Source organism: Arthrobacter sp. yr096 (assembly GCF_900108925.1).
Classification (GTDB): domain Bacteria; phylum Actinomycetota; class Actinomycetes; order Actinomycetales; family Micrococcaceae; genus Arthrobacter.
The window spans coordinates 137,197-161,585 of sequence record NZ_FNYI01000001.1 but is presented as its reverse complement, the minus strand read 5'-3'; the positions used below and the strand labels follow the sequence as shown (position 1 = coordinate 161,585).

21 protein-coding genes and 1 pseudogene are annotated in these 24,389 nt (G+C 62.9%); 4 read left to right on the top strand and 18 right to left on the bottom strand.

Features of this window, described 5'->3' with window-relative positions; all coding sequences use genetic code 11:
* Window positions 1–539 precede the first annotated feature (539 nt).
* The 10 genes from paaZ to BMY91_RS00680 form a co-directional block, all read right to left on the bottom strand.
* Window positions 540–2,639 carry a phenylacetic acid degradation bifunctional protein PaaZ gene (gene paaZ, locus BMY91_RS00725; protein WP_090816951.1) on the bottom strand — a complete coding sequence of 700 codons (2,100 nt, stop codon included), beginning with the start codon at window positions 2,637–2,639 and terminating at the stop codon, window positions 540–542.
* A 198-nt stretch (window positions 2,640–2,837) separates the two neighbouring features.
* The gene (locus tag BMY91_RS00720) at window positions 2,838–5,042 is read right to left on the bottom strand and encodes a peptidase associated/transthyretin-like domain-containing protein (RefSeq protein ID WP_090816947.1); all 2,205 of its coding nucleotides are present in this window, start codon (window positions 5,040–5,042) and stop codon (window positions 2,838–2,840) included.
* A 124-nt stretch (window positions 5,043–5,166) separates the two neighbouring features.
* The gene (locus BMY91_RS00715) at window positions 5,167–6,183 is read right to left on the bottom strand and encodes a glycosyltransferase family 2 protein (RefSeq protein ID WP_256212504.1); all 1,017 of its coding nucleotides are present in this window, start codon (window positions 6,181–6,183) and stop codon (window positions 5,167–5,169) included.
* A complete protein-coding gene (locus BMY91_RS00710) occupies window positions 6,180–6,908 on the bottom strand; it encodes a tyrosine-protein phosphatase (RefSeq protein ID WP_090816942.1) in 729 nt (242 codons plus the stop codon). The genes BMY91_RS00715 and BMY91_RS00710 overlap by 4 nt, the downstream gene beginning before the upstream one ends.
* An 81-nt stretch (window positions 6,909–6,989) precedes the next feature.
* On the bottom strand, window positions 6,990–7,592 hold the full coding sequence (locus BMY91_RS00705) for a GNAT family N-acetyltransferase (protein WP_090816939.1): 603 nt from the start codon (window positions 7,590–7,592) through the stop codon (window positions 6,990–6,992).
* 26 nt (window positions 7,593–7,618) lie between these two features.
* Complete coding sequence (locus BMY91_RS00700) at window positions 7,619–8,482, bottom strand: 3-hydroxyacyl-CoA dehydrogenase family protein (RefSeq protein ID WP_090816936.1); 864 nt, start codon at window positions 8,480–8,482, stop codon at window positions 7,619–7,621.
* A complete protein-coding gene (locus BMY91_RS00695; protein ID WP_090816933.1) occupies window positions 8,479–9,282 on the bottom strand; it encodes an enoyl-CoA hydratase/isomerase family protein in 804 nt (267 codons plus the stop codon). Before BMY91_RS00695 ends, BMY91_RS00700 begins: the two co-directional genes overlap by 4 nt.
* Window positions 9,282–10,508: a thiolase family protein gene (locus tag BMY91_RS00690; RefSeq protein ID WP_090816929.1), complete on the bottom strand. Its 1,227-nt coding sequence runs from the start codon at window positions 10,506–10,508 to the stop codon at window positions 9,282–9,284. Before BMY91_RS00690 ends, BMY91_RS00695 begins: the two co-directional genes overlap by 1 nt.
* A gap of 141 nt (window positions 10,509–10,649) precedes the next feature.
* Window positions 10,650–11,306 carry a pentapeptide repeat-containing protein gene (locus BMY91_RS00685; RefSeq protein WP_090816926.1) on the bottom strand — a complete coding sequence of 219 codons (657 nt, stop codon included), beginning with the start codon at window positions 11,304–11,306 and terminating at the stop codon, window positions 10,650–10,652.
* Complete coding sequence (locus BMY91_RS00680; protein WP_090816923.1) at window positions 11,306–11,764, bottom strand: SRPBCC family protein; 459 nt, start codon at window positions 11,762–11,764, stop codon at window positions 11,306–11,308. The genes BMY91_RS00685 and BMY91_RS00680 overlap by 1 nt, the downstream gene beginning before the upstream one ends.
* A gap of 159 nt (window positions 11,765–11,923) precedes the next feature.
* Here BMY91_RS00680 and BMY91_RS00675 point away from each other — a divergent pair, with 159 nt between their 5' ends.
* The gene (locus tag BMY91_RS00675; protein WP_090816920.1) at window positions 11,924–12,859 is read left to right on the top strand and encodes a hypothetical protein; all 936 of its coding nucleotides are present in this window, start codon (window positions 11,924–11,926) and stop codon (window positions 12,857–12,859) included.
* Window positions 12,860–12,999: 140 nt separating this feature from the next.
* Here the strand turns inward: BMY91_RS00675 and BMY91_RS00670 are convergent, their stop codons facing one another.
* The 4 genes and pseudogenes from BMY91_RS00670 to BMY91_RS00655 all read right to left on the bottom strand — a co-directional run bounded on the left by BMY91_RS00670 (window position 13,000) and on the right by BMY91_RS00655 (window position 17,705).
* Complete coding sequence (locus BMY91_RS00670; RefSeq protein ID WP_090816917.1) at window positions 13,000–14,463, bottom strand: amino acid permease; 1,464 nt, start codon at window positions 14,461–14,463, stop codon at window positions 13,000–13,002.
* Between the two features lie 223 nt (window positions 14,464–14,686).
* Window positions 14,687–15,568 (bottom strand): annotated as a pseudogene (locus BMY91_RS00665) (NAD(P)/FAD-dependent oxidoreductase); the annotation flags it as partial.
* The gene (locus BMY91_RS00660) at window positions 15,568–15,915 is read right to left on the bottom strand and encodes a molybdopterin oxidoreductase (RefSeq protein WP_090816911.1); all 348 of its coding nucleotides are present in this window, start codon (window positions 15,913–15,915) and stop codon (window positions 15,568–15,570) included. The pseudogene BMY91_RS00665 and the gene BMY91_RS00660, both read right to left, overlap by 1 nt.
* A gap of 140 nt (window positions 15,916–16,055) precedes the next feature.
* Entirely contained in the window at window positions 16,056–17,705 is a 1,650-nt protein-coding gene (locus BMY91_RS00655; RefSeq protein ID WP_090816908.1) for an ABC-F family ATP-binding cassette domain-containing protein, read from the bottom strand.
* A gap of 201 nt (window positions 17,706–17,906) precedes the next feature.
* Here BMY91_RS00655 and BMY91_RS00650 point away from each other — a divergent pair, with 201 nt between their 5' ends.
* Both BMY91_RS00650 and BMY91_RS00645 read left to right on the top strand, forming a co-directional pair.
* Complete coding sequence (locus tag BMY91_RS00650; protein WP_090816905.1) at window positions 17,907–18,413, top strand: histidine kinase; 507 nt, start codon at window positions 17,907–17,909, stop codon at window positions 18,411–18,413.
* A complete protein-coding gene (locus BMY91_RS00645) occupies window positions 18,413–19,282 on the top strand; it encodes a DUF4097 family beta strand repeat-containing protein (RefSeq protein WP_090816901.1) in 870 nt (289 codons plus the stop codon). The genes BMY91_RS00650 and BMY91_RS00645 overlap by 1 nt, the downstream gene beginning before the upstream one ends.
* A 19-nt stretch (window positions 19,283–19,301) precedes the next feature.
* Here BMY91_RS00645 and BMY91_RS00640 read toward each other — a convergent pair whose 3' ends face one another.
* From BMY91_RS00640 to BMY91_RS00630, 3 genes are read right to left on the bottom strand one after another with little or no spacing between them, the layout of a single operon-like run.
* Window positions 19,302–20,165 carry a metal ABC transporter permease gene (locus tag BMY91_RS00640; RefSeq protein ID WP_090816899.1) on the bottom strand — a complete coding sequence of 288 codons (864 nt, stop codon included), beginning with the start codon at window positions 20,163–20,165 and terminating at the stop codon, window positions 19,302–19,304.
* Window positions 20,166–20,168: 3 nt separating this feature from the next.
* Window positions 20,169–20,903, bottom strand: coding sequence for a metal ABC transporter ATP-binding protein (locus tag BMY91_RS00635; RefSeq protein ID WP_090816896.1), 735 nt, complete (start codon window positions 20,901–20,903; stop codon window positions 20,169–20,171).
* On the bottom strand, window positions 20,900–21,844 hold the full coding sequence (locus BMY91_RS00630; RefSeq protein ID WP_090816893.1) for a metal ABC transporter substrate-binding protein: 945 nt from the start codon (window positions 21,842–21,844) through the stop codon (window positions 20,900–20,902). Before BMY91_RS00630 ends, BMY91_RS00635 begins: the two co-directional genes overlap by 4 nt.
* A 51-nt stretch (window positions 21,845–21,895) precedes the next feature.
* Here BMY91_RS00630 and BMY91_RS00625 point away from each other — a divergent pair, with 51 nt between their 5' ends.
* Window positions 21,896–22,624, top strand: coding sequence for a CPBP family intramembrane glutamic endopeptidase (locus BMY91_RS00625; protein ID WP_090816890.1), 729 nt, complete (start codon window positions 21,896–21,898; stop codon window positions 22,622–22,624).
* Here BMY91_RS00625 and BMY91_RS00620 read toward each other — a convergent pair.
* Window positions 22,621–24,387, bottom strand: coding sequence for a hypothetical protein (locus BMY91_RS00620; protein WP_256212502.1), 1,767 nt, complete (start codon window positions 24,385–24,387; stop codon window positions 22,621–22,623). The genes BMY91_RS00625 and BMY91_RS00620 overlap by 4 nt on opposite strands.
* Between the last annotated feature and the right edge of the window lie 2 nt (window positions 24,388–24,389).

The window sequence follows — 24,389 nt, the reverse complement described above, 5'->3', positions numbered from 1 at the left end:
ACCCTCTCTCACCCACCGGGCCCCACCGGCGAACCCTCTCTCACCCACCGGGCCCCACCGGCGAACCCTCTCTCACCCACCGGGCCCCATCGGCGAACCCTCTCTCACCTAACGGGCCCCACCTGAGGCCGCAGCGGTCTGGAACGCAAAACGCTTACCCACAAGTCGATGTGGGGAAGCGTTCGTCGATTGGTGAGAGAGCGTTCCCAGCCTGACCTCTTTTTCCCACGGAGCCTTCTTTCACCAAAAGGGCAGATGACGCCGGAGCGCTAGTCGACTGTCGACGTCGATCCCCGCCTGAGGCTGCAGCGCCTGGAACGCAAAACGCTTCCCCACAAGACGATGTGGGGAAGCGTTCGTCGTTCGGTGAGAGAGCATCCGCTCAAACACCACCATCGGTGAGAGAGCATCCGCTCACAAACACAACGATCGGTGAGAGAGCATCCACCCAAACACCACGATCGGTGAGAGAGCATCCACCCAGACACCACCATCGGTGAGAGAGCATCCGCCCAAACACAACGATCGGTGAGAGAGGGCTACTTTTCCACGAGCGTCAGGACGTCGTAAGTGGCGACGATTTCGTCGTTCTGGTTGGTCAGGACGGCATCCCAGGCAACTTCACCGTATTCGTCGGTTTCGCGAGGCGTGATCTTCTTGGCCGTCAGTGTCACCCGGATGGAATCGCCGGCTGCAACAGGCGTGATGAAGCGCAGGCTCTCCAGTCCGTAGTTGGCCAGGACGGGGCCCGGCGCAGGCTCCACGAACAGGCCCGCCGCCCAGCTCAGCAGCAGGTAGCCGTGGGCCACGATGCCGGGGAAGAACGGGTTGGCTTCGGCGGCCTCCTGGTTGGTATGCGCGTAAAAGGTGTCGCCCGTGGAGTTGGCGAAGGCAGTGATGTCCTCGAGCCTGACCTCACGGAGTTCAGACCGGACGGCGTCGCCGATGCGGAGAGTGGAGAGGTGCTTCCGGAAGGGGTGCTCCCCCTCGGTCTCCACCGTGAAGTTGCGATCGGCTCCGGTGTGCCACTGACCGGTAACAGCAGTGAGCATATTCGGGGAGCCCTGGATGGCCGTGCGCTGCATGTGGTGCAGTACTGAGCGGATGCCGCCCAGTTCCTCGCCGCCACCAGCGCGGCCGGGACCACCATGAACCAAGTGCGGAACGGGTGAGCCGTGACCGGTGGACGAGCGGGCGTCCTCCCGGTTGAGCATGTGGACGCGGCCGTGGTGTGCGGCGATTCCGGTGACGAGTTCGCGGGCCACGGCAGGATCGTTGGTGCACACGGAAGCCACCAGGGAACCGGAACCGCGCGCCGCCAAACGGATGGCGTCGGCGAGATCCGAGTAGCCGATCACCGAAGACACAGGTCCGAATGCTTCCAGCGAGTGGACTTCTTCGGTTTCGGCGTCGGCCCAGCTCAGGAGGACCGGGGACATGAAGGCGCCGTCCTCCACCACACCGACGGCGCCGCCGACGGAGGTGACCGACGGCGCGTCGAGAGATCCGTACGCGAGCTCACCACCGGCGTCGAGCATTGACTGAACGGCGGCACGAACGTCCGCGAGTTGCTCCAGTGAGGCCAAGGCGCCCATGGTGACGCCCTCCGCACGGGGGTCGCCCACCACCACGCGCTCGTTGATGCGGGCACCAACAGCGGCCGCGACCTCGGCGGTCAGCGCCTGCGGGACGATGATCCGGCGGATGGCAGTGCACTTTTGGCCCGCTTTAACGGTCATCTCGGTGACGACGGCCTTGACGAAGGCCTCGAACTCCGGCGTACCGGGCACAGCGTCGGGGCCAAGGATGGCGGCGTTCAGGGAGTCGGTCTCGGACGTGAAACGGACGCCGCCCTGAACTACGTTGCTGTGGCTCTTCAACGAGTTGGCGGTGGACGCCGAGCCCGTGAAGGATACGAGGTCGCGGTAGTCGAGTTCGTCCAGGATGGTGCGCGCGGAGCCGGAAATGAGCTGAATGGAGCCGGCCGGCAGGATGCCGGACTCAACGATCGCTTTCACTGCCGCAGCGGCGACGTAGCCCGTGGGCGTCGCCGGCTTCACGATGGTGGGAACACCGGCCAGGAACGCAGGAGCGAACTTCTCCAACATGCCCCACACAGGAAAGTTGAAGGCGTTGATCTGCACTGCGACGCCGGGAATACGGGTGTAAATGTGCTCGCCGGCGAAGGAGCCGTCCTTGGACAGGACTTCCATGGGGCCGTCCACAACAACCTGCGAATTGGGCAGTTCGCGGCGCCCTTTGGAGCCGAACGTGAAGAGCACGCCGATGCCGCCGTCGATGTCGATCATGTTATCGATCTTGGTGGCACCGCTCTGCGAAGAGGACTCGTACAGCTCCCCGCGCCGGCCGTTGAGGTACTGGGCAAGCTCCTTGAGCTTGAGGGCACGCTGGTGGAACGTCAGTTTCCCAAGTTCAGCCTGGCCTGTGGTGCGTGCGTAATTCACGACGGCGGCAAGGTCCAGTCCGTCGGTGCTCACGTTGGCCAGGACTTCTCCGGTGCTGGCATCGCGGACCGGGACCTTCTTGGCGTCAGGCGCCGGGGTCCACCAGGCATCCTGAACGTAGCTGGGGACGGTTGCAACGGCTGTGGTTTCCGGGGCGACTGCGGTAGTGGTCATCGTCGACGGGTCCTTCCAAGGCACGTGAAATCGGCACGGTCACTGCTGACTGGCGCCAACATTACTGACCGGCCGTTCGGTAATATATACAGGGTACATGAATGCCCGGAGGAGTACAGCAGTAATTTCCCGGAACGCCGAAGGGCCGGCCCCTTTGGCAAAGAGCCGACCCTTCGTTTCCCTTGTTGGACGCCGAGCCTAGTTGGCGCCGAACTTGGTGTTGTAGCGGAACATGAACGCAGCCATCGCGTCACGGTTCACCGGCTGCAACGGACGGAACGACTTAGCGTTGCCCGTCTCCGCCCAGCCCGTGGAAATCCCCTGCGCAGCAAGCCACGTGATCTCCTTGTAGAACTGCGCACCCACCGGAACATCAACAAACGGCGAAACCTTCGGCGCCGTGAACTCAGGCTCCCCCGCCAAGCGATACATAAAAGCAGCCATCGCATCACGGTTCACCGGCTGCAACGGACGGTACGTCTTGGATTTATCAGCCTCAACCCACCCCGTGGAAATCCCCTTGTCCGCAAGCCAGGTGATCTCCTTGTAGAACTGCGTACCCACAGGCAGATCCTTGAACGGAGACACGGCAGGAGCCGTGAAATCAGGTTTCCCAGCCAACCGATACATAAACGCCGCCATCGCATCACGGTTCACCGGAGACAACGGCTGATACGTCCGGGACCCATTGGCCTCCCACCCCGTGGAAATGCCTTTATCCGCCAACCACTGGATCTCATCCTGGAACTGCGCCCCCAACGGAACATCATCAAAACCCCGGGCACCCTGCGTCGCCGTGGCGTAGCTCAACGTCCCAATATCCGAATTCTGACCCACGGCGGCAGCAACCGACCTGGCATTAGCCTCAGTAAGAACATTCCCGGAGAAAATCGGTCCGGACTGGCCCGCAGGCTCAGCCGAGACAAAGTACAACCCCGTGGTCAGACCAGTGACCTTGAACGTGCCGTCAGGCGCGGTGTACGCACGGCGCGTCACAAGGAACCCGTCCTTCGTGTAGACGTTGACCCGGGTGTCGAACAACGGAGATCCGTTGGAGCCCAGCACCTTGCCTGTGAGTGTTCCGCCCAAGCGAACCGTTGCATTGATGTTGGAGACACCCTGTCCGGCAGCAACCGTCACGGGTGTCGCATTAGCGGTGCCACTGGACTCGGGAAGATCCCTGTACGACTGGGCCTCATACGCGGATACGAATCCGAGGGTCCGGTTGAACTGGATTTTGTAGGATCCGGGGAGCAGGTTCTTCAGCGCGTAGGTCGTTTGCGACGTCTCCATGACCGTGGAAGAAGCCACGGTTCCGTTTGCAGTCACCGCGGTGATGCTCATACCGGGGCCATTCTGTACTTGCCCCGGCGCCGGGGCACCAGCGATGGAACCAGCGATACTGGCAGCTGCCACTGCAGAGTCTTGGATTCCGGTGAGCTTCTGTCCGTCGGTCACGGTGATCCATGGCGAGTTGGCGGGGTCGGCGACACCTTTGTGCCACATGGTGGCCCAGGTGTCGTCATAAGCGCGGTAATGGAGCTTGTACGTTCCTGCTTTGAGGCCACCAATAGTGAAGTTTCCCGCGTTGTCCGAGCTGAGGAAGGCTGAGCCAGCGAAGTCATTCTTAGTGAAGTCCGGCCCGGCCTCCACCATGACCTGGCCGTTATAGGCGGCAGCTCCAGCCGGAACCGAGATTTTTCCGGAGATCGTTGCTGCTGGTTTCAGCGTCTCATTGATGCCGCTAACAGTGGATCCTTCGGTGACAGCAACCAAAGTTGCCGTCTCTCTGGAAGCATTCGGGTAGTACGAGTTCAGGACCGGCGACGATGTTCCTCCGTAGAAGAAGGCAACTTTGTACCCACCCGTTTCAAGCCCTTTCACCACGTAGGATCCGTCGGCGGTGACAGTGTCCGAACTCGTGCCACCGGGGCCCTCGGCTATCACGGTAACCGCTGTCGGATCGACTCCGGAGGGAACGGTCACCTTACCGGCAATGGCACCTCCCATACGCATGGTCTGGTTGATGCCAGTGACAGCCGCGCCCTCGGCCACAACAACCACTGTCGCGTGCTCCCTGGTAGAGCCCCCATAGAAGGTGGAGAGCGTCTGAATCGGGTGTCCAGCCTCTGAAAATTGCAGTTTGTACTGCCCGGCGACCAGTGCCGGAAAGGTGAACTTTCCGTCCGCATCCGGCCGAACGTCTTCCTGGCTTGGTCCCTCCAGGGTGGCGATGTCAATCCTGGTCACATCCACGCCCGCGGGAACAGTGACCGTTCCTGAAATACTTCCCGTTGCCGCTGCAAACGCCGGGGATGCGAACCCGGCGGGCAGTGCGCCCAGGACAAGTGCTCCTAACAGAGCGAGAGCGAGCCGAAAACGGCCGCGAGCAATACCCTTCATGGGTCCCCCAGTTTCATGCGAATGAAGGGGTCGCAGAGTTGGCGACCCGTCGCGATCCTAGTGCACCAAACGGGTTAGTCGAAACGCCGCAGATATGTGAAGTGAGAGAAGGCTTCGGGCCGTACTAGCCCTTGCCACCCAGCTTCTTCGCCAACAGCAAGGGCTTCTTGAGGAATTCCCCCACGCTGGTCCTCGCAATGACGGTGGCGTTGAGGGCGTCCAGGCGCTCCAGCACCTGGTCAAGCTTCGCCGCGGATTCGTCGAGGCGGCGCTGCTGGGCCCGGATCAGCTCCTCCTGCTCAGCAAGGACACGGGACACGTACAGCATCGCGCCCAGACCGCCCTGGGCGACTCCATCGCGGAGGTGGTCATCGCGTACCAAGGCGTCGTAGCGTGCGTGCTCTGCGGCCTTCGCGAAAATGCTGTTGCCGTCATGCCCCTCGGATTCGGGCCGCTGCGACCAGAAAGCCAACGGATCACCGTCCAGGAAACCCACGCGTGAGTGGCTGAGGACCCGCAGGTGGAACTCCCAGTCGCCCACCACGGGCAGGTCCTCGTTGTAGTAGCCCACGGCGTCGTGAAGGCTGCGGCGGTACAGGAAGGAAATGGGGACAGCCCGGTTGATCCTGAGCATGTCCGCAAGCGTTATCTGGCGCATGTCCGCCCAGAAGATTTCCCGGCGGATCGGCTCAATCCTGTCCCCCACCAGCTCTTCGATGACGATCTCCGTGCGAACCATGACACCGCTCTCGGCGCCATGCGCAGGATCGTCCAGGTAAGCCACCGTGTTCTCCAGGAAGTTCGGTGCCCAAAAGTCATCGTCATCGTGGATGACAATGAAGTCGCCTGAGCCGGCTTTGATGCCTGCGTTGGACGCTGCCTCCATGCCCACGGATTCGGCGTGGTGGAGAGTGGTGATGCGCTCCCGTTCGGATTCCGGACGCTGGGAGGTGAGGTGATCGACGTCGGCCGGGTCGCCGCCGTCGTTCACAATCACCAACTCGAAATCCTGGAAGGTCTGGCCGAAAATATCGTCCAGGGCGCGGGCCAGGAAAATCGGGCGGTTCTTGGTTCGGGTCACGATGGTGACGCGGGCACCGGCATTCATGGCAGGTCCATTCCGTTCGGGAAGTGTGATCAATCCTGCATGGTAGCAGCGCGGGAGTCACCGGACGTGAGCTTCGCCCGAACCGCCTCGATCTGATGTGCCGAGACGCCATTGACTGCCAGGAAACCGCTCGCGTCGAACGAAGCAAGGAGCTCCCGCAGGCCTGTCCGCCGTTGCGCCAGCATCGCCTCGAGGTCGTCCTCGGCAAGGTACGGATCATGGGCGTGTGGCGCACCGTGGGTACGATGCCGCTCGTTGATCCCGCGGGCGGCCAGCTCGTAGCCGTGCACGATCTGGTCATCGTCGATGCCCGCCAACTTCTGCAGTATCAATGCGATGACGCCGCTGCGATCCCTGCCCGCTGAGCAATGAACCACTACTTTTCCCGGTGACGCTGCAATGGCCTTGAACACCGCCGCGACCTTTTCGCCGAAAAGGTCCAAGTAGTCCCGGTACTGCGACGGCTCCTTCAGGTAGGGTCCGAATAGCTCGCTGAAGCGGCTATGGTCCGGATCCTCCGTGGGGCAATGTACGACGTCGATCCGCGCCTTCACATTCTCCGGCACCTCGGGATCGGTATCGCGTAGATGACGCTCGCCCGAGGCGCGGAGATCAATCACGGTGCGGACGCCGTCGTCGTACATTTGCCGCCAACCGGCCTCGGTGACCCACTCGTGCCGGCCCATCCGGTACACATCCCCGGCGATCCGCCAGGCGTTCACGGCCCCGTCCCAGTGGACGCTGGTTGTCCCATCCATAGGAGCCAGCTAAGCACATGGACGGTGGGCTGGCCGAGGGGTTGCGTCCAGGGACTTGGACCTGCGCTGAGTGTCGAAAGCTCAGCCCTTGGCGCGGTATTTGGCCAACCGGAACTCCAGCCCGTTGCGCACCGCGGGCCACTCGTGCTCCAGGATGGAGAACACCACTGTGTCCCGGAGAGCACCGTCGGCACTGCGGGAGTGGTTGCGCAGCACGCCGTCCTGCTTGGCGCCAAGCCGCGCAATGGCGTCGCGGGATTGCTGGTTCAACCAGTGAGTGCGAAACTCCACGGCCGGGCAGCCCAGCGTTTCGAAGGCGTGCTGCAGGAGCAGCAGCTTGGAATCCGGGTTGGTCCCCGTCCCGTGGGCTGATGCAGCGTTCCAGGTTGAGCCGATTTCCACGCGCGGCGTTACGGCGTCGATGTTCATGTAGGTGGTCATGCCGATGAGCTTGCCGGTTGCATTGGAGCGGGTGGCAAACGGCAGCATGGATCCTTCAGCTTGCAGACCCAGGCGCCGCTCAATCTCGGCGGCCATACCGTCCGGGGTAGGAACGGACGTGTACCAAAGCTTCCAGAGATCGCCGTCGCGGGCCGCATCCACCAGCCCGTCATGGTGTTCCTGGCTCAACGGCTCCAGCGTCACGAATTGTCCGGTCAGGGTGATGGGTTCGATTGAAGTCACCCGGATAGCCTAACCGCCCGCGTGGTTTAGTCGGTCCAGTCGAAGAAGCCCTTGCCCGTCTTGCGCCCGAGTTCACCGCGGGCCACTTTGTCCCGGAGGATCTGCGGCGGTGCGAACCTGTCGCCCAGCGTGGAGTGCAGGTATTCAGCGATGCCGAGCCGGACATCCAGGCCCACAATGTCGGTGGTCTTCAGCGGGCCAGTGGGGTGCTTGTAGCCAAGGACCATGGCGGCATCGATGTCCTCCGCGGAAGCCACACCTTCCTCCACCATACGCATGGCCTCAAGGGCAATGGCGACGCCAAGTCTTGAGGACGCAAAGCCGGGTGCGTCATTAACGACGACGGCGGTCTTGCCGAGTGCCTCGGTCCAGCTTTTCGCCGCTTCAGCGAGTTCGGGAGACGTCTCCTTGGCCAGCACCACTTCAATGAGGGTGGAAGCGGGCACAGGGTTGAAGAAGTGAAGTCCCACGAAGTTGGCGGGACGGCGAAGTTCGTTGGCGAGGCCGGTCACTGACAGGGAAGACGTGTTGGAGGCCAGGAAAGCGTCAGCGGACAAGTGTTCCTCCACAGCTTTCAGTGCCGTGACTTTGAGGTCGAAGTCCTCGGGCACTGCCTCCACCACCAGTCCGCAGTGGATGAACGACTCGTAGTCCGTTGAGGTGCTGAAGCGGGCCATGGCTTCATCCGGGGTTTCGCTCAGGGTGCCACGGGCGGCGGACTTGGCTACGGCTTCAGCCACGCGGCCTTGGGCTCCGGCAGCTGCCTCGTGATCGCGTTCCACCACGATGACCGTGGATCCCTTGGTGAGGAACGCGTGTGCGATGCCCGCACCCATCCGGCCACCACCCAAGACTCCAACGACGTGCGGGATGGCGGGAACTGCTGTCATTTCTGGGTCCTGTCTTGCGTGGTAGCGGCCGTATCCGGAGAAGCCTTGGCCGATTTCTTATCGAGGAATGCCTGCATGCGATCGAACTTGGCCTGGGACTCAAACAGGATTCCCTGGGCGAGTGTGTCGATCAGCGGGTGGGCTTCAGCCGGGGCATGGAAGACGGATTTGGTGATGCGTACGGCCAAGGGGTCCTGGCGAGCGATCCGGTCAGCGAGCTTGTGCGCTGCGTCCATGAGTTCCGGGGCCTCGTGGATCTCGGTGATGAGGCTGATGCGCAGGGCTTCTTCGGCGCGGAGTACGGCGCCGGCCAGGAGGATTTCTTTGGCCTTCGGCTCCCCGATCAACTCTTTGAGCCGCCAGCTGGCACCAGCCGCGGCCAGGATTCCCAGACCGGTTTCCGGGTTACCAATGCGGACACTCGGCGTGCCGATTCGGAAGTCGGCTGCATAGGCAAGTTCAGCCCCGCCGCCCAGGCAGTAACCATCCAGGGCCGCGATGACGGGCATGGGCAGCTTGGCGATGCGGACAAAGATCGTGGAGTTGATCCCCTGCAGTGCATCATCGCGGCGGCGTTCGCGCAGCTGCCCAATATCGGCGCCCGAGGCGAAGACGCCATCGGTGCCGGCAATGATCAGCACCTTGGGGTTCCGCTCCAGCTCAGCGCACACGAGGTGGAGCTCATCCACCATCTGTTGGTCGATCGCGTTGCGGACCTCGGGACGGTTCAAGAGAACCGTCAGGCGGTCGTCGCGTTCCTCGATGAGGAGCGTGGTGAAGTCTTTCGGATCCAGGGCCATTACACGCCTTCCAGCAGCATCGCGGTGCCTTGGCCGACGCCGATGCACATGGTTGCCAAACCAAGCTTCGGTCCGGTGGCGGAAGCGAGTTCGCGCTCCATCCGGCCCAGCAGCGTGATGGCGATGCGTGATCCGCTGGAACCAAGCGGGTGCCCCAGACTGATGGCGCCGCCGTCGTTGTTCACAATGTCGGGATCCAGGCCAAGGCGGCGCATGCTCGCCAGCGACTGCGTGGCGAACGCTTCGTTCAGTTCCACAGCGCCGAGCTGGTCCACAGTGAGGCCCGTGCGTGCCAGGATCTTCTGCGTGGCCGGAACCGGGCCGATTCCCATGATTTCCGGTTCGCAGCCGGCCGATGCGCCGTCCACGATGCGTGCGCGGGGCGTCAGGCCGAACTTCTTGATGGCGGCCTCGGACGCGACGATGATTGCGGATGCGCCGTCATTCAGGGTGGAAGAGTTGCCGGCCGTCACCACGGAGCCACCCTGCACCACGGGCCGAAGCGCAGCCAGCACGTCCATGGTGGTACCCAACCGGGGACCTTCATCAGTGTCCACCACGGTCTCCGACTTACGGGTCTTCACGGTGACCGGAACGATCTCATCCTTGAAGCGACCCCCGGCGATGGCCGCCAGCGCGCGTTCGTGCGAACGGACCGCAAAGGCGTCGGCGTCCTCGCGGGAGATGTTGTCCACCCGGCCAACTTCCTCGGCCGTTTCCGGCATGGAATAGGTCATCTTGCCGTCGCGGGAGAGCTCGCCCTTGGTGAAGAGCGGGTTGGCGAAGCGCCAGCCAATGGAGGTATCGAAAATCTGGCCCGGCTTGGCGAAGGCTGTGGCCGGCTTTTCCTGGACCCACGGAGCACGGCTCATGGACTCGACACCGCCGGCCACCACAATGTCCGCAGCCCCGGACTTAATCATCTGGCTTGCCATGATGATGGCGCTCAGGCCCGAGGCGCAGAGGCGGTTCACGGTGATGCCGGGGATGTGGAGGGGAAGTCCGGCCAGGATGGTTGCCATGCGGGCCACGTTCCGGTTTTCCTCGCCTGCGCCGTTGGCGTTGCCGAGGATAACCTCGTCGATGGCGTCAGGATCGACGCCGGCACGGGCCACGGCTTCCCTGACCACCAGTGCTGCAAGATCGTCCGGGCGGACGGAGGACAGTGCCCCACCGTAGCGACCTACAGGCGTGCGTGCGCCGCCAACAAGAAAAGCCTCGACCATGAGAACATCCTTCGCGAAGTGAAAGGGGCCGGTCCGGAATAATATACCGACCGTTCGTTCTATAAAGATTACACGGCACAGCGGGCCGGTCAACAGATGAAGCCCTCAGTGAAGGACAGCCTGCCCCGGCCCGCCCCACCATCAAACCACCCGGATCCCCAAATGACCGGCCAACAGCGGCGCCATGAGGCTCAGCTGATAGTCATCGATGACCACGCCCGCCAGACCGGCCAAACCGTTGATTCCGCGGAACTCAGATGTCCGCAAATCCACGTCCTTCAACTTGGCTCCGGTGACGTCCAAGGTCCCGATGGTGCAGTTTTTCAGGGCCACCCGCGTCCCCGCGCAGTTTCCAAGATCGAGCTCGTTGATGATGCAGTCGGAGATCTGAACATCCATGAGCTTGGACCCCCGCAGGTTCACGTAATCCAGCTTGCCGCCGTCGATTCGGACCGACCGCCAATTGCCCTCATAAAGTTCGGCCGACCCCCACCGCGGGTTGCTGATCTCCACGTCCTGCCAGGAACTCCGGGCCGCGGTAAACACCGGAGCGTACGGCTCGGCAAGGACGCACTCACGGAACGTTGCTCCGCGCAACTGGGCCTCATTGAAGGAGACCCCGTTGAACTCACACTCGATGAAATCCGAGCCACTCAGCTCTTCCCCATCAGCGGAGACCTTGGTGAACCTGACACCGTCATACCGTTCGCCACGCTGGAAGTCCGGAGCGTCGTCGTCGCGCAGTTCATCCAAACGCACCGGCGAAATCTTGGGCGCTGCAACCTTCGCTGCCGCCATCAGAGCGATTCCGCTTTCGCCGCGATCTCGGACAAGTCCTTGGCCAGGGCTTTCCGGGTCATGCTCATACCAATTTTCCCGAACAAGGCCATGGAGACCTTGCTGACAACGGTGGGCTTGATGACCTCCGCGCCGAACGTCATGGTGAGGTCCGTCCCGCCGTCGCGCTCGGACAGGTTGAAGCGCGTGGTGTAGTCCGCGCCGCCTTGGAGCGCCTTGATGGTGGTGCTTCGGGGCGGGTCGGTGTGGGACACCCACATTTCGACCGTTTCCTGCCTGCCCATCATGGTGCGGGTTTCCTTCCAGCGGGTGCCTTCACCGTACGGGCCCTCGCTGAGCATTTGAATTGCGTTGATGCCGGACAGCGTGCCGGCCGAACCTGGAATGTCCGAAAGGACGGCCCAGACCTTCTCCGGGCTGGCATTGACGTGCTGCGTCAGGGTGGTGGTGTGTTCCATACATCGAGCCTAGACCTGACCCCTGACACTCCCAACTGACTCGCATTAGTGGTTGTTCTGAGCCCTCAAAACAACCACTAATGCTAGTAAGTTGGGCACGGGGATGTGTGGCCTGTGGATAACCACTCGCCCGCATCAAGGATTTGCCAGCATGGGGAAATGCGTATCCCCAAGGAGTTGCCTGATCACCTTGAGACGGCGCCTTTCACCTGGCAGGAAGCGCTCGACGCCGGCGTCTCCCGTCAGCGGTGGAGGCACCACGGGCTTGACTCACCAAGCAGAGGCATACGGAGCCCCGCCGCCGACCAAGTGATGGAACTGTCGTTGACCGTCCGGCCTTACACCGTCATTACGCCGTTTTCCGCGGCCTCCCACGCTACGGCATTCGTGCTCTGGGAGTTCCCTGGTTTCCTGCCGGGCAGCCATGAACCTGTCATCCACATTTCCCGGCCCGACACCATGGCAATCCCGCGAAGGAAAGGCGTGGTAGGCCACGCCGGCCAATTCTTTGAGGACGAAATTACCCATCACGACGGATTGCTCATCACCAGCAGGCCCCGGACCTGGCTCGATTGCGCCCGCAAGATGAGCATTGACGAGATCACCGTGCTGGCTGATCACCTTCTGCGGGCGCCAAGGCCTGAGTTCGAGGGGCGCAGCGACCCCTATTGCACGCGCGAAGATCTTGAAACCATGCTTCACCGGCACAAAGGAACGCCCGGAATCCGGAAGGCTCGCCTGGCACTGGAGCAGGCCCGCATCGGAGCCGATTCCGCGCCCGAAACGCGGCTTCGGCTGGCACTTGAGCGGGCTGGGCTGCCACAAACGGAATTGAACAGGCCCACCCAACTGGGTTCCGGCGTCGTGCGTCAACCCGATCTCTCCTGTCCCGAGTTCCGGGTCGCGATCGAATACGAAGGCGAGGGCCACTCAGATCCTGCCCAAATTGTCCGGGACATTGACCGGGAAGAGGATTTCAGTCGCGCCAGATGGATACTTGTCCGCATATCAAAGCGCCACATGAAGAACGACGCCCGCCCAGCCGTGTCCAAGGTCCGCAACGCGCTTACTGGCCAAGGCTGGACACCCAAGTAGCTGGCATTAGTGGTTGTTCTGAGCCCTCAAAACAACCACTAATGCCAGCCAGTTGGGCGCTAAACACAAAACGGCGGGCGCCCCGCAAAGGAGGCACCCGCCGTCGAGCGTTTACGCTGTGGACCCGCGCCCAGGGCGAGTTAGCTGAACAGCTCGCTCTTGGGTTCGTTGTTCTTGACCTTCTGCCATCCCAGCCACAGGATCAAGGCGAAGAACGGAATGGTGGCCAGGGTCCAGAGGCCCAGCAGGAAGACCTCGCCGGTTTCCTTGTCCGTCATGGAGTCGAAACCGATCAGCACGGTGATCGCCAGCAGGGCAACCAGGCCCAACCAGCTGGTCCACGGAGAACCAGGCATGGGCAGGCTGGAAACCTTGCCACGCTTCTTCCGCAAGGCGATCTGGCTGGCAAAGATGGAACCCCACGTGAAGATCACGCCGATGGAGGCGGTGTTCAGTGCGAGGTCGAACGCGTGCGAGCCACCCAGCCAGATGTTGAGGAGGATTCCGACGAGGTACACGCCGCCGATGGCCAGGATTGCCGCGTACGGGACGTGGCGGGTGGACATCTTGGTGAGCCACTGCGGAGCGTGGCCGTTGTTGGCCATGGTGCGGAAGATGCGGCCGATCGAGTAAAGGCCCGAGTTGCAGGAGGACAGCGCGGCGGTGATGACGATCATGTTCATGACGTCACCCATCCAGCCGAGGCCCATCTGCCCGAACACGGTGACGAACGGCGAGGTGCCTGCCACGTACTGGTCGGACGGCAGCAGCATCGCGAGCAGCGTCACCGAACCAACGTAGAAAACCACAATACGGATAACGACGGCGCGGATCGCCTTGGGAACTTCACGTTCCGGGTTTTCCATCTCGCCAGCGGTGATGCCGACGAGTTCGATGGCGTTGTAGGCGAAGATCACGGCATTGAGGACCAGGATCATCACCAGGCCGCCCTTGGGGAACATGCCGCCGTCTTCGTGGAAGAGGTTGGCCACAGACGCGTTTCCGTCGCCTACCTTGGCGTTGGTGACAACCATGAAAGTACCCACGGCCAGGAAGATCACGATTGCTGCGACCTTAAGGCAGGAGGCCCAGAATTCGAATTCGCCGAACGCCTTGACGCTGAACAGATTCACGGCCACCAGCAGCACCAATGCGGCAATGGCGGACAGTTCAATGGGCACATTGGGGAAGAAGAACTGGAAGTACAGGCCGATCGCGATCAGTTCGGCGATGCCCGTCATGGCCCAGTTGATGAAGTACATCCATCCGGACAGGAAGGCGCCCTTCTTGCCGAACATTTCACCGGCGTAGCTCACGAAGGAGCCGGAGGTCTGGCGGTACATGATGAGTTCGCCGAGGGCGCGCATCAGCAGGTAAGCGATGACGCCGGCAATGGCGTAGGAGAAGATCAGGGCCGGGCCGGTGGAGGCCAGACGGCCACCGGCACCCATAAACAGGCCGACGCCGATTGCGCCACCCATGGCGATCATGGTGACGTGGCGGCGGCTCAGGGTCTTCTGGTATCCCTCAGCGCTGAGGGTTGAGCCCGCGGCTGCGGATGAGGCTTTGGAGCTCTGGAGATCTGTGGGAGTACTTTGCGGCACAGCTGTTCCTTGTGGGTTGGGGTATTGCTGTTGGGGTCACGCCCATGCCGGAACGCAGGCGGCTTTGGCACACAAAATTCGAGCTTTTCCTCGTTTGAGGATCCCGAAGTGTGACAAAGAACGCAGAACACCGAAGGTTCGCGCAACCCGTCTATCTTACGGGATTAACCCCAATGCCCGTGACGCAGGCAACAAGAAGCCCCGGCGCCGACCCCGGGACAGGCGAACCCAGGTACTGCGACAACGTGTCAAAACCCGTCACGTGATCTGCCAGGACAGCAGCCTGCTCCCACAATGGCGCCACCTGCCCATATACCTCGCCGCGGTGCTGGGCACACTCCCCCACGGCGTAAATATCGTCTTCGTCCAGCACCCGCAGGTGATCATCCACCACTATTCCCCGCTCTACTGCCAGTCCGCTGACGACGGCGGGAGCAACGTTGGGCCTGCTGCCTGCGGTGATGATCACCATGTCGCAGTCGAGGTCGGGTTGGTCGCGGAGGCTCACCCCGGTGACCCGGGCGGAACCCAGCACAGCGGTGGCCCGGCTTGCCGGGTGGACCATGGCAACGTCCAGGCCGCGGGCCTGCAGTCCCCGGGCCGCTTCGAGCCCGGGCAACCCGTCCCCCATCACCACGGCCCGCCGATGGTTCTCCTGGCGGGCGAACCGGATGATCTTGCGGGCATCCTCCAGGCACCCAAAGGTGAAGACCCCTTGCCGCACACTTCCGCTGGGCGAGTAGAGCCCGCTGATGTGGGGCAGGAACGGGCGGCTGCCAGTGGCAATGATGAGGATGTCGTAGGGCACCACCCGACCATCCGCGGCGAAAACATGCCTGCTGAATTTGTCGATGCGGTCAACCCGGACCCCGGAATAGAGGGTGATGTTGTTCTCCCGGTACCACGGCAACGCGTTGAGGAAGATGTCGGCGTCGTCCGCCTGGCCGGACAGGACGTGGCCAAGCATGGCCCGGTTGTAGTTCCCGTGGGGTTCCTCCCCGATCATGGTGATCTCAAAAAGATCCCCACCACCCCTGGCCAGGATCTCCTCCACAGCGCGGGCCCCGGCCATTCCATTGCCGATGACCACCAGCTGCCTGGCCATTAGAACTCCACCATGCCGAGGTCCACCACCACGGTTCCCCGGACTCCGGCGGGCGCCACGACAAAGAGCTCAATGACCGAACCGCCGTCGATGTCTTCAACCACCCGCAGGGGCACATGCACGTCACCTTTCGCACCTATGGGGAAATAGCGCATCGGGATGCGGTCGCGCATGAGGACAACGGTGATCAGTTCGGCACTGGAATTGCCGCCGCGGAAGTACAGGGTCTGATTGACCACGCCGTCAGGGACAAAGTGGGAGAGCTCGCTGTGGATGGGTACCGGCTTCTCCAACCCGGTGCCTTCAAAGTGGTAAATGCCCTGGAGGAAGAGGTTCTGGGAAATCACGGACACATCCTTTCGGCCAGCGTCCTTCCATGGTGCTCTTCCGTTGTTTCAGGATGCTCGCCGCTGTGTTTCCGGGTGCAGTCCACGCTGTTACGGTCGCCTTGCCGGCTGCTCACCTCGTAGGAGACCAGCAGCAGGGCCTACAGCAAGCTGCCGCCCTGCATGCCGTAACGCACCCAGGTGCCAACGGGCGCTGGGCGGGCGCAGTGATCGAACCAGTCGCCCAATGCGCGGTCATGGCTGACGATCACGAGGGTGCCGGCAAACGACGCGAGCGCGGCCTCCAGTTGTTCCACCAGTACGGGTGCCAGATGGTTTGTGGGTTCGTCCACGATCATGGTGCGGTACCCGCCCAGAAGCAGGCGGGCCAGTGCCAGCCTGCGTTGCTGCCCGGCGGACAATCCACCAACCGGCACGTGGAACTCCGCGGGTCGGAAAAGGCCCAGCCGCAGTAGCCCTTCAGCATGTTCGTCGATGTTGCCGCCCAGGCCCGCAGCGAACGCCGGCAGCAATCGCAGGCCTGGCCTGGCTGGCACTTCCAGTTCCTGCTGCAGGTAACCCACCTTGCCGTGGACGTTAACGGACCCCTGTTCGGGTTCCAGGTTGCCCGTCAACACCGAGAGCAGTGTGGACTTCCCGGCACCATTGGGGCCGGTGATGAGGACCTTCTGCCCGGCCTCCACCCTGAAGTCCGTGGGCTGGAGCCGCCCGGCCACGCTGATGCCATTGGCTTCCAGTGCAGGTTGGTTCGCGGCAACGGCCACTGCTCCCAACGGTGCTGCCAACTTCAGTGGAACGGGTGGCCGGTCCACAGGGTTTTCTTCGAGCCTCCGGAGCCGTTCCTGGGCATTCCGGACTTTGCTGGCCGCAGCACTCTGCCACGTCCCGGCCTTGAAGCCGAAGGCCATCTTGTCGTTGTCGCGCTTCCGGCCGTAGCCCATGCCGTCTGCCACCGTAGCGGCCTGGAGGCGTTCGGCGGCCATGGCATCGAGCCACCCCTCGTACTGCTGGATCCAGCGGGCGCGTTCTGCGGCTTTCTCGCGGAGGTAGCCCTCGTAGCCGTTCCCATACCGGTTCACAGACCGTCGGTCGGCATCCACTTCAATGATGGTGGTGGCTACTTTCCGCAGCAGGACGCGGTCGTGCGAGACCACCACCACCGTCCCGCGATGTGCGGCCAACCTCGACTCCAGCCAAGCGGTGCCGTTCGCGTCCAAGTGGTTGGTGGGCTCGTCCAGAAGCAACGCCTCCGCCGGATCGGCCAGGAGGCAGGCGAGCGCTACCCGCTCCTGTTCGCCGCCGGACAAAGAGCCAAGCGTTCGACGCCGGTCCAGGCCTCCCAGCCCCAGCTTGTCCAGCGCTGCTTCCACCCGGGATTCGGCAGCGTAGCCCTCGCGGAGCTGGTACTCCGTCTGCAGGCTTCCGTAGAGTTCCAGGTCCTCGGAGTCGGCGTCAGCCAGGTCTCGTTCAAGTTGGGCGATCCGGTCTTCCAAGGAGCGCAGGGCATTGAGGGAAGCATCAATGGCATCACCCACGGTCAGTGACTCAGCAAGTCCGTGGGTTTGGGCGAGGTAGCCCACGCGGTAGCCGGGGTTGCCTGACAAACCCGCCGTGCCGTCGTCGGGCGTCTCTACCCCGGCCATCAGACGGAGCAGCGTGGATTTACCTGCGCCGTTCTCCCCCACGATGGCGACGTGTTCGCCGTGGTGTATGACCAGGTCAACGCTGTGCAGAAGTTTGCGGTCCCCGTAGCCGTGGGAAACGCCGGAAAGGTGAAGGTGGTCAGTCAAGAGGAATCCTCGCAAGTCCGCAGTGGGTGGCAGAAAGCCATGGGGGTACTGGGGATGCAGCCGAAAGTGGGGCTGCGCTCAAGACTTCATCGCTCCAGCCTGCCCGGCGAAAGCGGACCCGTCAAGCCGAGACGCCACGGATGGCACCATTCCCGGCAACAAGCCCTTGGCATGACACCAAAATGGCGTCACAATGGTGTCATGCAGCTCAACCAGTACGTCACCGCAGTCCAACGCCAACTGGACACCGCCGCAGAAGCCGGGGGTCCGGAAGCCCGCGCACTCAGTGAGCGGCTTACCGCGACCCTTGAATCAACGGTGAGATTGGTCCTCCTGGAAGCCCTGTCCGACGCCGCACGTGAAATCACGCTGGAGCTCGCCCCCGGTTCCGTGGAGGTGAGGCTCCGCGGCCGCGACCCGGAATTCGTGGTGAGCAATCCGCCCACAGTCAACGACTTCGAGGCCATCTTGGAACCACGGCAGCCAGCCTTGGCCGTCGAGGATTTTGATGGGACCAGCACTTCCCGTACCACGCTCCGGCTCCCGGATCACCTCAAGCAACACGTCGAAGAGGCAGCCGGCAAAGCGGGGCTGTCCGTGAATTCGTGGCTGATCCGGGCTGTCGCTGATGCCCTGAACGGCCGGCCGAACCAACGGAAAGAGCGCCGCGAACCCGGCGAACAAAATTTCACAGGATGGGCACGCTAATGGCAACCTTTCAGACTCCGCAACCCATCGCCGTCGTGGTTGATGTTTCAGTCCGCGCCGACATCTGGGTGGTGGCCCGCGACCGCGAGGACACCGAAGTGACCGTCCGGCCACGGAAAGCAAAACGTGCCTTGGACGCCAAGATGGCAGAGCAAACCACGGTGGATTACTCGGATGGCCGCTTGCAGGTCCGGCTTCATCCCGCCATCCGCCACACGTGGTTCAGTGATGGTGGCGCCGTGGAGGTCACCGTGGAAGTTCCCGTGGGCTGCAGCCTGGAGTTGAAGTCGGGCATGGGCGATCTCCGTTGCGAAGGCGAATTCAGCACCGCTGACGTGAAGACCGACTTGGGCCACATCCACATCGACCATTGCTTCGAGCTCCGTGCCCACACAGGGATGGGGGACGTCACGGTGGAACGCACCTCAGGACGGTCCAGGATCAAAACCGGCTCCGGCAAGATCCGCATCCGGGAAATCGACGGTGTTGCCACGATCAAGAACGGCAATGGCAGCACTTACATCACGGCTGCCGCCGGCGAGCTCAGCATCAGCGCCGCCAATGGCGACGTGACCCTGGAACGGGCAGGGACATCCACCACCATCAAGGCATCCAACGGTGACATCACGGTGGGCGACGTTTCTGCAGGCACCCTCACCGTCCAGACTGCGGCGGGCACCTTGTCCATCGGCGTGCGGGAAGGCACCGCGGCCTGGCTTGACCTCAACACCAAATATGGACGGGTCCACAACGCTCTGGACGCCACCCAGGGGCCGGGCGGGTCTACGGACCAGGTGGAGATCCGCGCCCGCAATGCCTACGGCGACATCACAGTGACGCGCGCCCCCGCGGTGGCCGATCACCGGTGATGAGCTGGAGAACCCTCGCTCAGGCCGAGGCCAGCAGCCGCTTCCGGCGGGCTTTCGCCAGACGCGTTCCGATCAGCCCCTGGCGGGGGCTGAAAAGATACACGGCGGCGAACACCACGCCCTGGGTGAGGACCACCATGGCGCCCGAGGCTGTGTCCAGGTAGTAGCTCAGGTAGATACCGGCCACGGAACACACCACTGAGATCACCGGCGCGATGACCAGCATCCGGGAGAAGCGGTCCGTCAGCAGGTAGGCCGTTGCGCCGGGGATGATCAGCATGGCGACCACCAGCACCACGCCCACTGTCTGCAGTGCCACCACCGAGGTCAGGGCCAGCAGGCCAAGGAGCAATGCGCCAAGTCTGCGTGGCGAGAGTCCGATCGCGTGGGCATGCGTGGGGTCGAAAGCGTAGAGCGTGAGATCCCGGCGTTTGAGGATCAGGATCGCGAAGGCCACCACCCCAAGGACCACCACCTGGATGAGGTCCGGCACGCTGACGCCCAGCAGGTTTCCGAAGATGATGTGGTTCAGGTCGGTCTGGCTGGGAGTCACGGAAATCAGCACCAGGCCCAGCGCAAACAGCGAGGTGAACACAATCCCGATCGCAGCGTCCTCCTTCACCCGGCTGGTATTGCGGACCACGCCGATCAACGTCACCGCAATGAGGGCGAACACCAGGGCACCCAGGGCGAACGGCGCACCGACGATGTAGGCGAGGACGACGCCGGGCAGCACCGCGTGGGAGACGGCGTCACCCATCAGGGACCACCCGATCAGGACCAGCCAGCAACTCAGGACGGCACAAACGACTGCGGCGATGGCGGTGGTTGCCAGCGCGCGGACCATGAAGTCGTAGGTGAGCGGTTCCAGGAGAAATTCCATGGCCTAGCCCCTGTTCATGACGTCGAGGCCGAAGGCCATGGCAAGGTTTTCCGGCTGGAGCACCACCTCCGGGCTCCCGTGCATGAGCACTTTCCGCATCAGGAGCACGGCTTCGTCGCAGAGTTGCGGAAGCGCATGGAGGTCATGGGTGGAGATCAGGATGGTGGCGCCGTCCTCAGCCAGTTCGCGGAGGAGCCTGGTGATGGTGGCCTCTGAACGTTTATCTACGCCCGCGAAGGGTTCATCCAGCAGCATCATGGTGGCCCCTTGGGCGATGCCCCGGGCCACGAAGGCGCGTTTCTTCTGTCCGCCGGACAACTGACCGATCTGCCGGTCGGCGAACTCGCTGAGTTCCACGCGTTCCAAGGCATGCCCGACGGCGTCCCGGTCGGCTTTGCGGGGCCGGCGCGTGAATCCAAGGTGCCCGTAACGGCCCATCATCACCACATCGCGGACGGACAACGGGAAGGCCCAGTCCACGTCCTCACTTTGGGGGACGTAGCCAATGCCGGCCTCCTTGCGCATCTTCATGGGCGGTTCCCCGTTGATGAGCACGCGTCCGGAGTCGGGCTTCACCATGCCCATGATTGCTTTGAAAAGCGTGGACTTTCCCGAGCCGTTCATGCCCACCAAACCGCAGATGCGCGAGTGTTCCAACGTCAGGGAGGCCGAGTCCAGGGCGAGGACCTCACCGTAGTGGACAGTGACATTCTCAACAGAGATGGCCGGAGTGCTCATGGCTTTCCTCCCGTGAGTGCCGTGGTGATGACTTTCGCGTCGTGGCGTATCAGGTCCAGGTAGGTGGGAACGGGACCATCTGCCTCGGACAGCGAGTCGACGTACAGCGTCCCACCGAACGTGGCGTCCGTGGCGCCCACTACTTGCTGCATGGGCGCATCCGAAACAGTGGATTCACAGAACACGGCTGGAACCTGGTTGTCCTTCACGAACCCGATGGCCCGTGTGATCTGCTGCGGCGTGGCCTGTTGCTCCGCGTTGACAGCCCAGATGTAGACCTCTTTGAGACCGGCATCGCGGGCCAGGTAGGAGAACGCCCCTTCGCAGGTGACCAGCGCCCTTTGATTCTCCGAGAGGACGGACAACTTGGACACCATTTCGTCCTGAACGCTTTGAAGTTGCGCGTTGTAGGCCTTCGCGTTGGCCTCGAACTCCGCGGCGTGGGCCGGTGCCAGCTTGGCGAAGGCTTTGGCCATGTTGTTGGCGTAAATCTGGACATTCTTGGGCGACATCCACGCGTGCGGATTCGGCTTCCCTTGGTAGGAATCCTCGGCGATGGGCATGACGTCCACTCCATCGCTCACCACTGCGTGGGGTACGTCCAGGTCTTCCACGAACTGAGCAAACCAGGCCTCAAGATTGAGTCCGTTGTCCAGGATGAGGTCGGCCTGGGCGGCTTTGCGGATATCTCCCGGCGTTGGCTCGTAACCGTGGATTTCCGCACCGGCCTTGGTGATGGATTCCACGCGGAGCTTGTCCCCGGCCACGTTGCCGGCCACATCGGCCAACACCGTGAATGTTGTGAGCACCACTGGTCTGTCATCCCCACCTGCGGTGGAATTGCCGCCGCAGGCAGATACCCCCAGCACGAGAGCCAGGACGGCAGCTGCGGCGGCGAAACGGCGGACGTCTTTGGCGCACCGAAACAAAAAGTTAGGCATACCGAAAAGTGTAGCCAAGCGAGGGTCTTCCAGCAAAGCTAGGCTGGTCACATGGGCACTCTTTCCACCAAGGCAACTCTGTACAGGTTCTCTGCCCTCGATGCCATTGCCGTGGCCGCCTATCTTGGCTTCACTGCATACTTCACCCTTGACGGCGAAGGGGTGGAACGGCTGATGCTGCAGTTGTTTGCCGACCCCGCCACGGCGTCCTACGCCGTCAACGCGATCTTCTATGCCGGCGTCGGAATATTCGCGGTGGCGTCTGCTTGGCACGTGGCCGGCCGCGACCTCAGGATCCTGGGCACCCGCCCGTGGTTCACGCTGGGCATGGTTCCCCTTGCCATCGTGGTCATGCTGATTTTGACGGCCATTCTGGTGGCGGCGTTCGGCACCGCCCAGAGTTCGCAGAACCAAGTGGGCATTCAGGGCCTGCTGCAGCAGGTACCGGCATGGCTGATGGTGCCGCTGCTGGTGATCCTTGGACCGTTCGTTGAGGAATACCTCTTCCGGCACCTGTTGATCGGCAAGTTGTCACGGTATCTGAACATCTGGGTGTGCTGCGCCATCTCCGTGCTGGTCTTCGCCTCCATCCATGTGGTGGGCCGGGAGGGCCTGGCGTTATCTGCCTTGGCACCCTATCTGGGCATGGCCGTGGTGCTGGTTGCGGTCTACGTCTGGACCGGAAAGAACCTGATGTTCTCCTACTTTGTCCATGCCACCAAGAACCTCATGGCGGTGGTGCTCATCTACGCCATTCCGCCCGAACTGTTGCCCAGCTAGGACACACTCCTCCCCCTTATCGCCAAGCGGACGCTCCCCGACGTCCTCCCGGTGATGTAAACCTTCACGCCGTCCGTTGCATTGGTGCCCGCCAGGTAGCGATACGCCTCCCCAGGGTTGTAAGCCGGAGGGTTGTCCGCGTCGGCCGCGATGCCGGGACCAAACTCGATCACGTCCTCTCCCACCCGGTACTCCCCTGTCCCTGTCGTCAACTGGTAGGCGCCTGGCTGGCCGCGGGTCTCCTCCTCCACCCCGGACAGCAAACCACCCGGCCTGAACGTCAACTCGATGGCGAACGATGTGTGTGCACCCTCAAAGCCCAGCTCAAGTTCCACCGTGCCTTCAGCCATCTGCGGGATCACCGTAATGGATGTGCCCAGGCGGTGCTCCACGGCAGGCCGGTTCCCGAAGTCCATGCCCGCGCTGAACCTGCCCTCATGACCCAGCGCGTAGAGGCCGTCCTCCCGGTGCTTATCAACAGGAAGGGGCAGGTAGAAATTTGCCGAAACGTCCTCGGTCAGGCGAACGCCGGTATCGCTGAGGCTGACCCCTTGGCTGCGGAATGGGCCAAGGTCAAAAAAGCTCCTGGAGAGCCGTACATCCGTCAACACCGCGTCGCCGTGGGCGAACCGGAGGAAGGTGGGATTGCTGGCGAGTCCCGACCCAACACCGGAGGCTACGTCGTCGCAGCCGCCAAAGATGGTAGCCACACTGCGGGCCTCGCGGAAACGGTGGATCCCGCAGCTTGAGAGGACAGCATGGCCGGGGGTCATTGCCGCCGGGAGCTCTCCGCCGCCCAACGCCGATTCCCGCTCAGGCAGCTGGAGGTGGAGCCAAGGGTCCAGACGGGTCCTCGCCAACGCCTTGGCCGGTTCCAACAACGGAAACTGCCGGAGCCAGGCCGCAGCTGCAGCAAAGTCCCCGTTACCATCCTGGCTGGCGAGCCTGCGGTACAACAGCTGAAAGGCCTCGCCGTTGAAACGGAACCACTGGTCCTGGCGCCGCGAGAACAAGGACTCCGTGACGCCATCACTGCTGAACCATGGCAGGAAGGCGGCCAGGTTGGCCCGGACGTGCTCCAGGAGGTCAGGCCTGTTGGCGTAGTCGGCAATGGCCACCAAGGACGGGTTGGTCACCGCAGTGGCATAGAGGGGACTCCGCTCGGAGTACATGCCGTCCGGCAGTTGGTCGATTCCTTCAGCAAGCCACTGGTCTATGCGCTGCAGGAGCTCCGGGCGGGGCACACCTTCGGACTGGTGCAGTGAATGGATCCGGGCCAGCGCGGCGCACAGCTCCCAACGGTGGTTGGGCGTGTGCACTCCCCCTGTGAGCAGGGCGTCGGTAATACGTCCGACGACGGCGCGCAGCCGGGTGGCGATCTCGGCCAGCCCGCCGCCGGCAGAAAGTCCAGCGGGCGCATCCATGATCTCCAGGGCCATGCACGCATCGTTGATGGTGAAGGCCGAGTCCGGCGGGGAGCTCAGGTTGGTGCCGTCGAACAGGCCAGTGGGTCCTTGCAGGTACTCAAGCCGTGCGACACACCCCATCATCAGCCCGGGAAGCCCCGCCGAAAGGTAGTGGCGGGAGTCGGGCTGGGTGTAGACAGTGGCCATGGCCAGCAACCTGCCCATGGCGGGACGATGCGCCAAAGCCGCCGCCCCGCCGTCGGGCGCGTCCACCAGGGTGTCGATGGAGCGGTCCGCGGCGTCCACCAACCCGCTGATAAAAGCAGGGGCATCTTCCATCACCAGGTGATGATTCATCG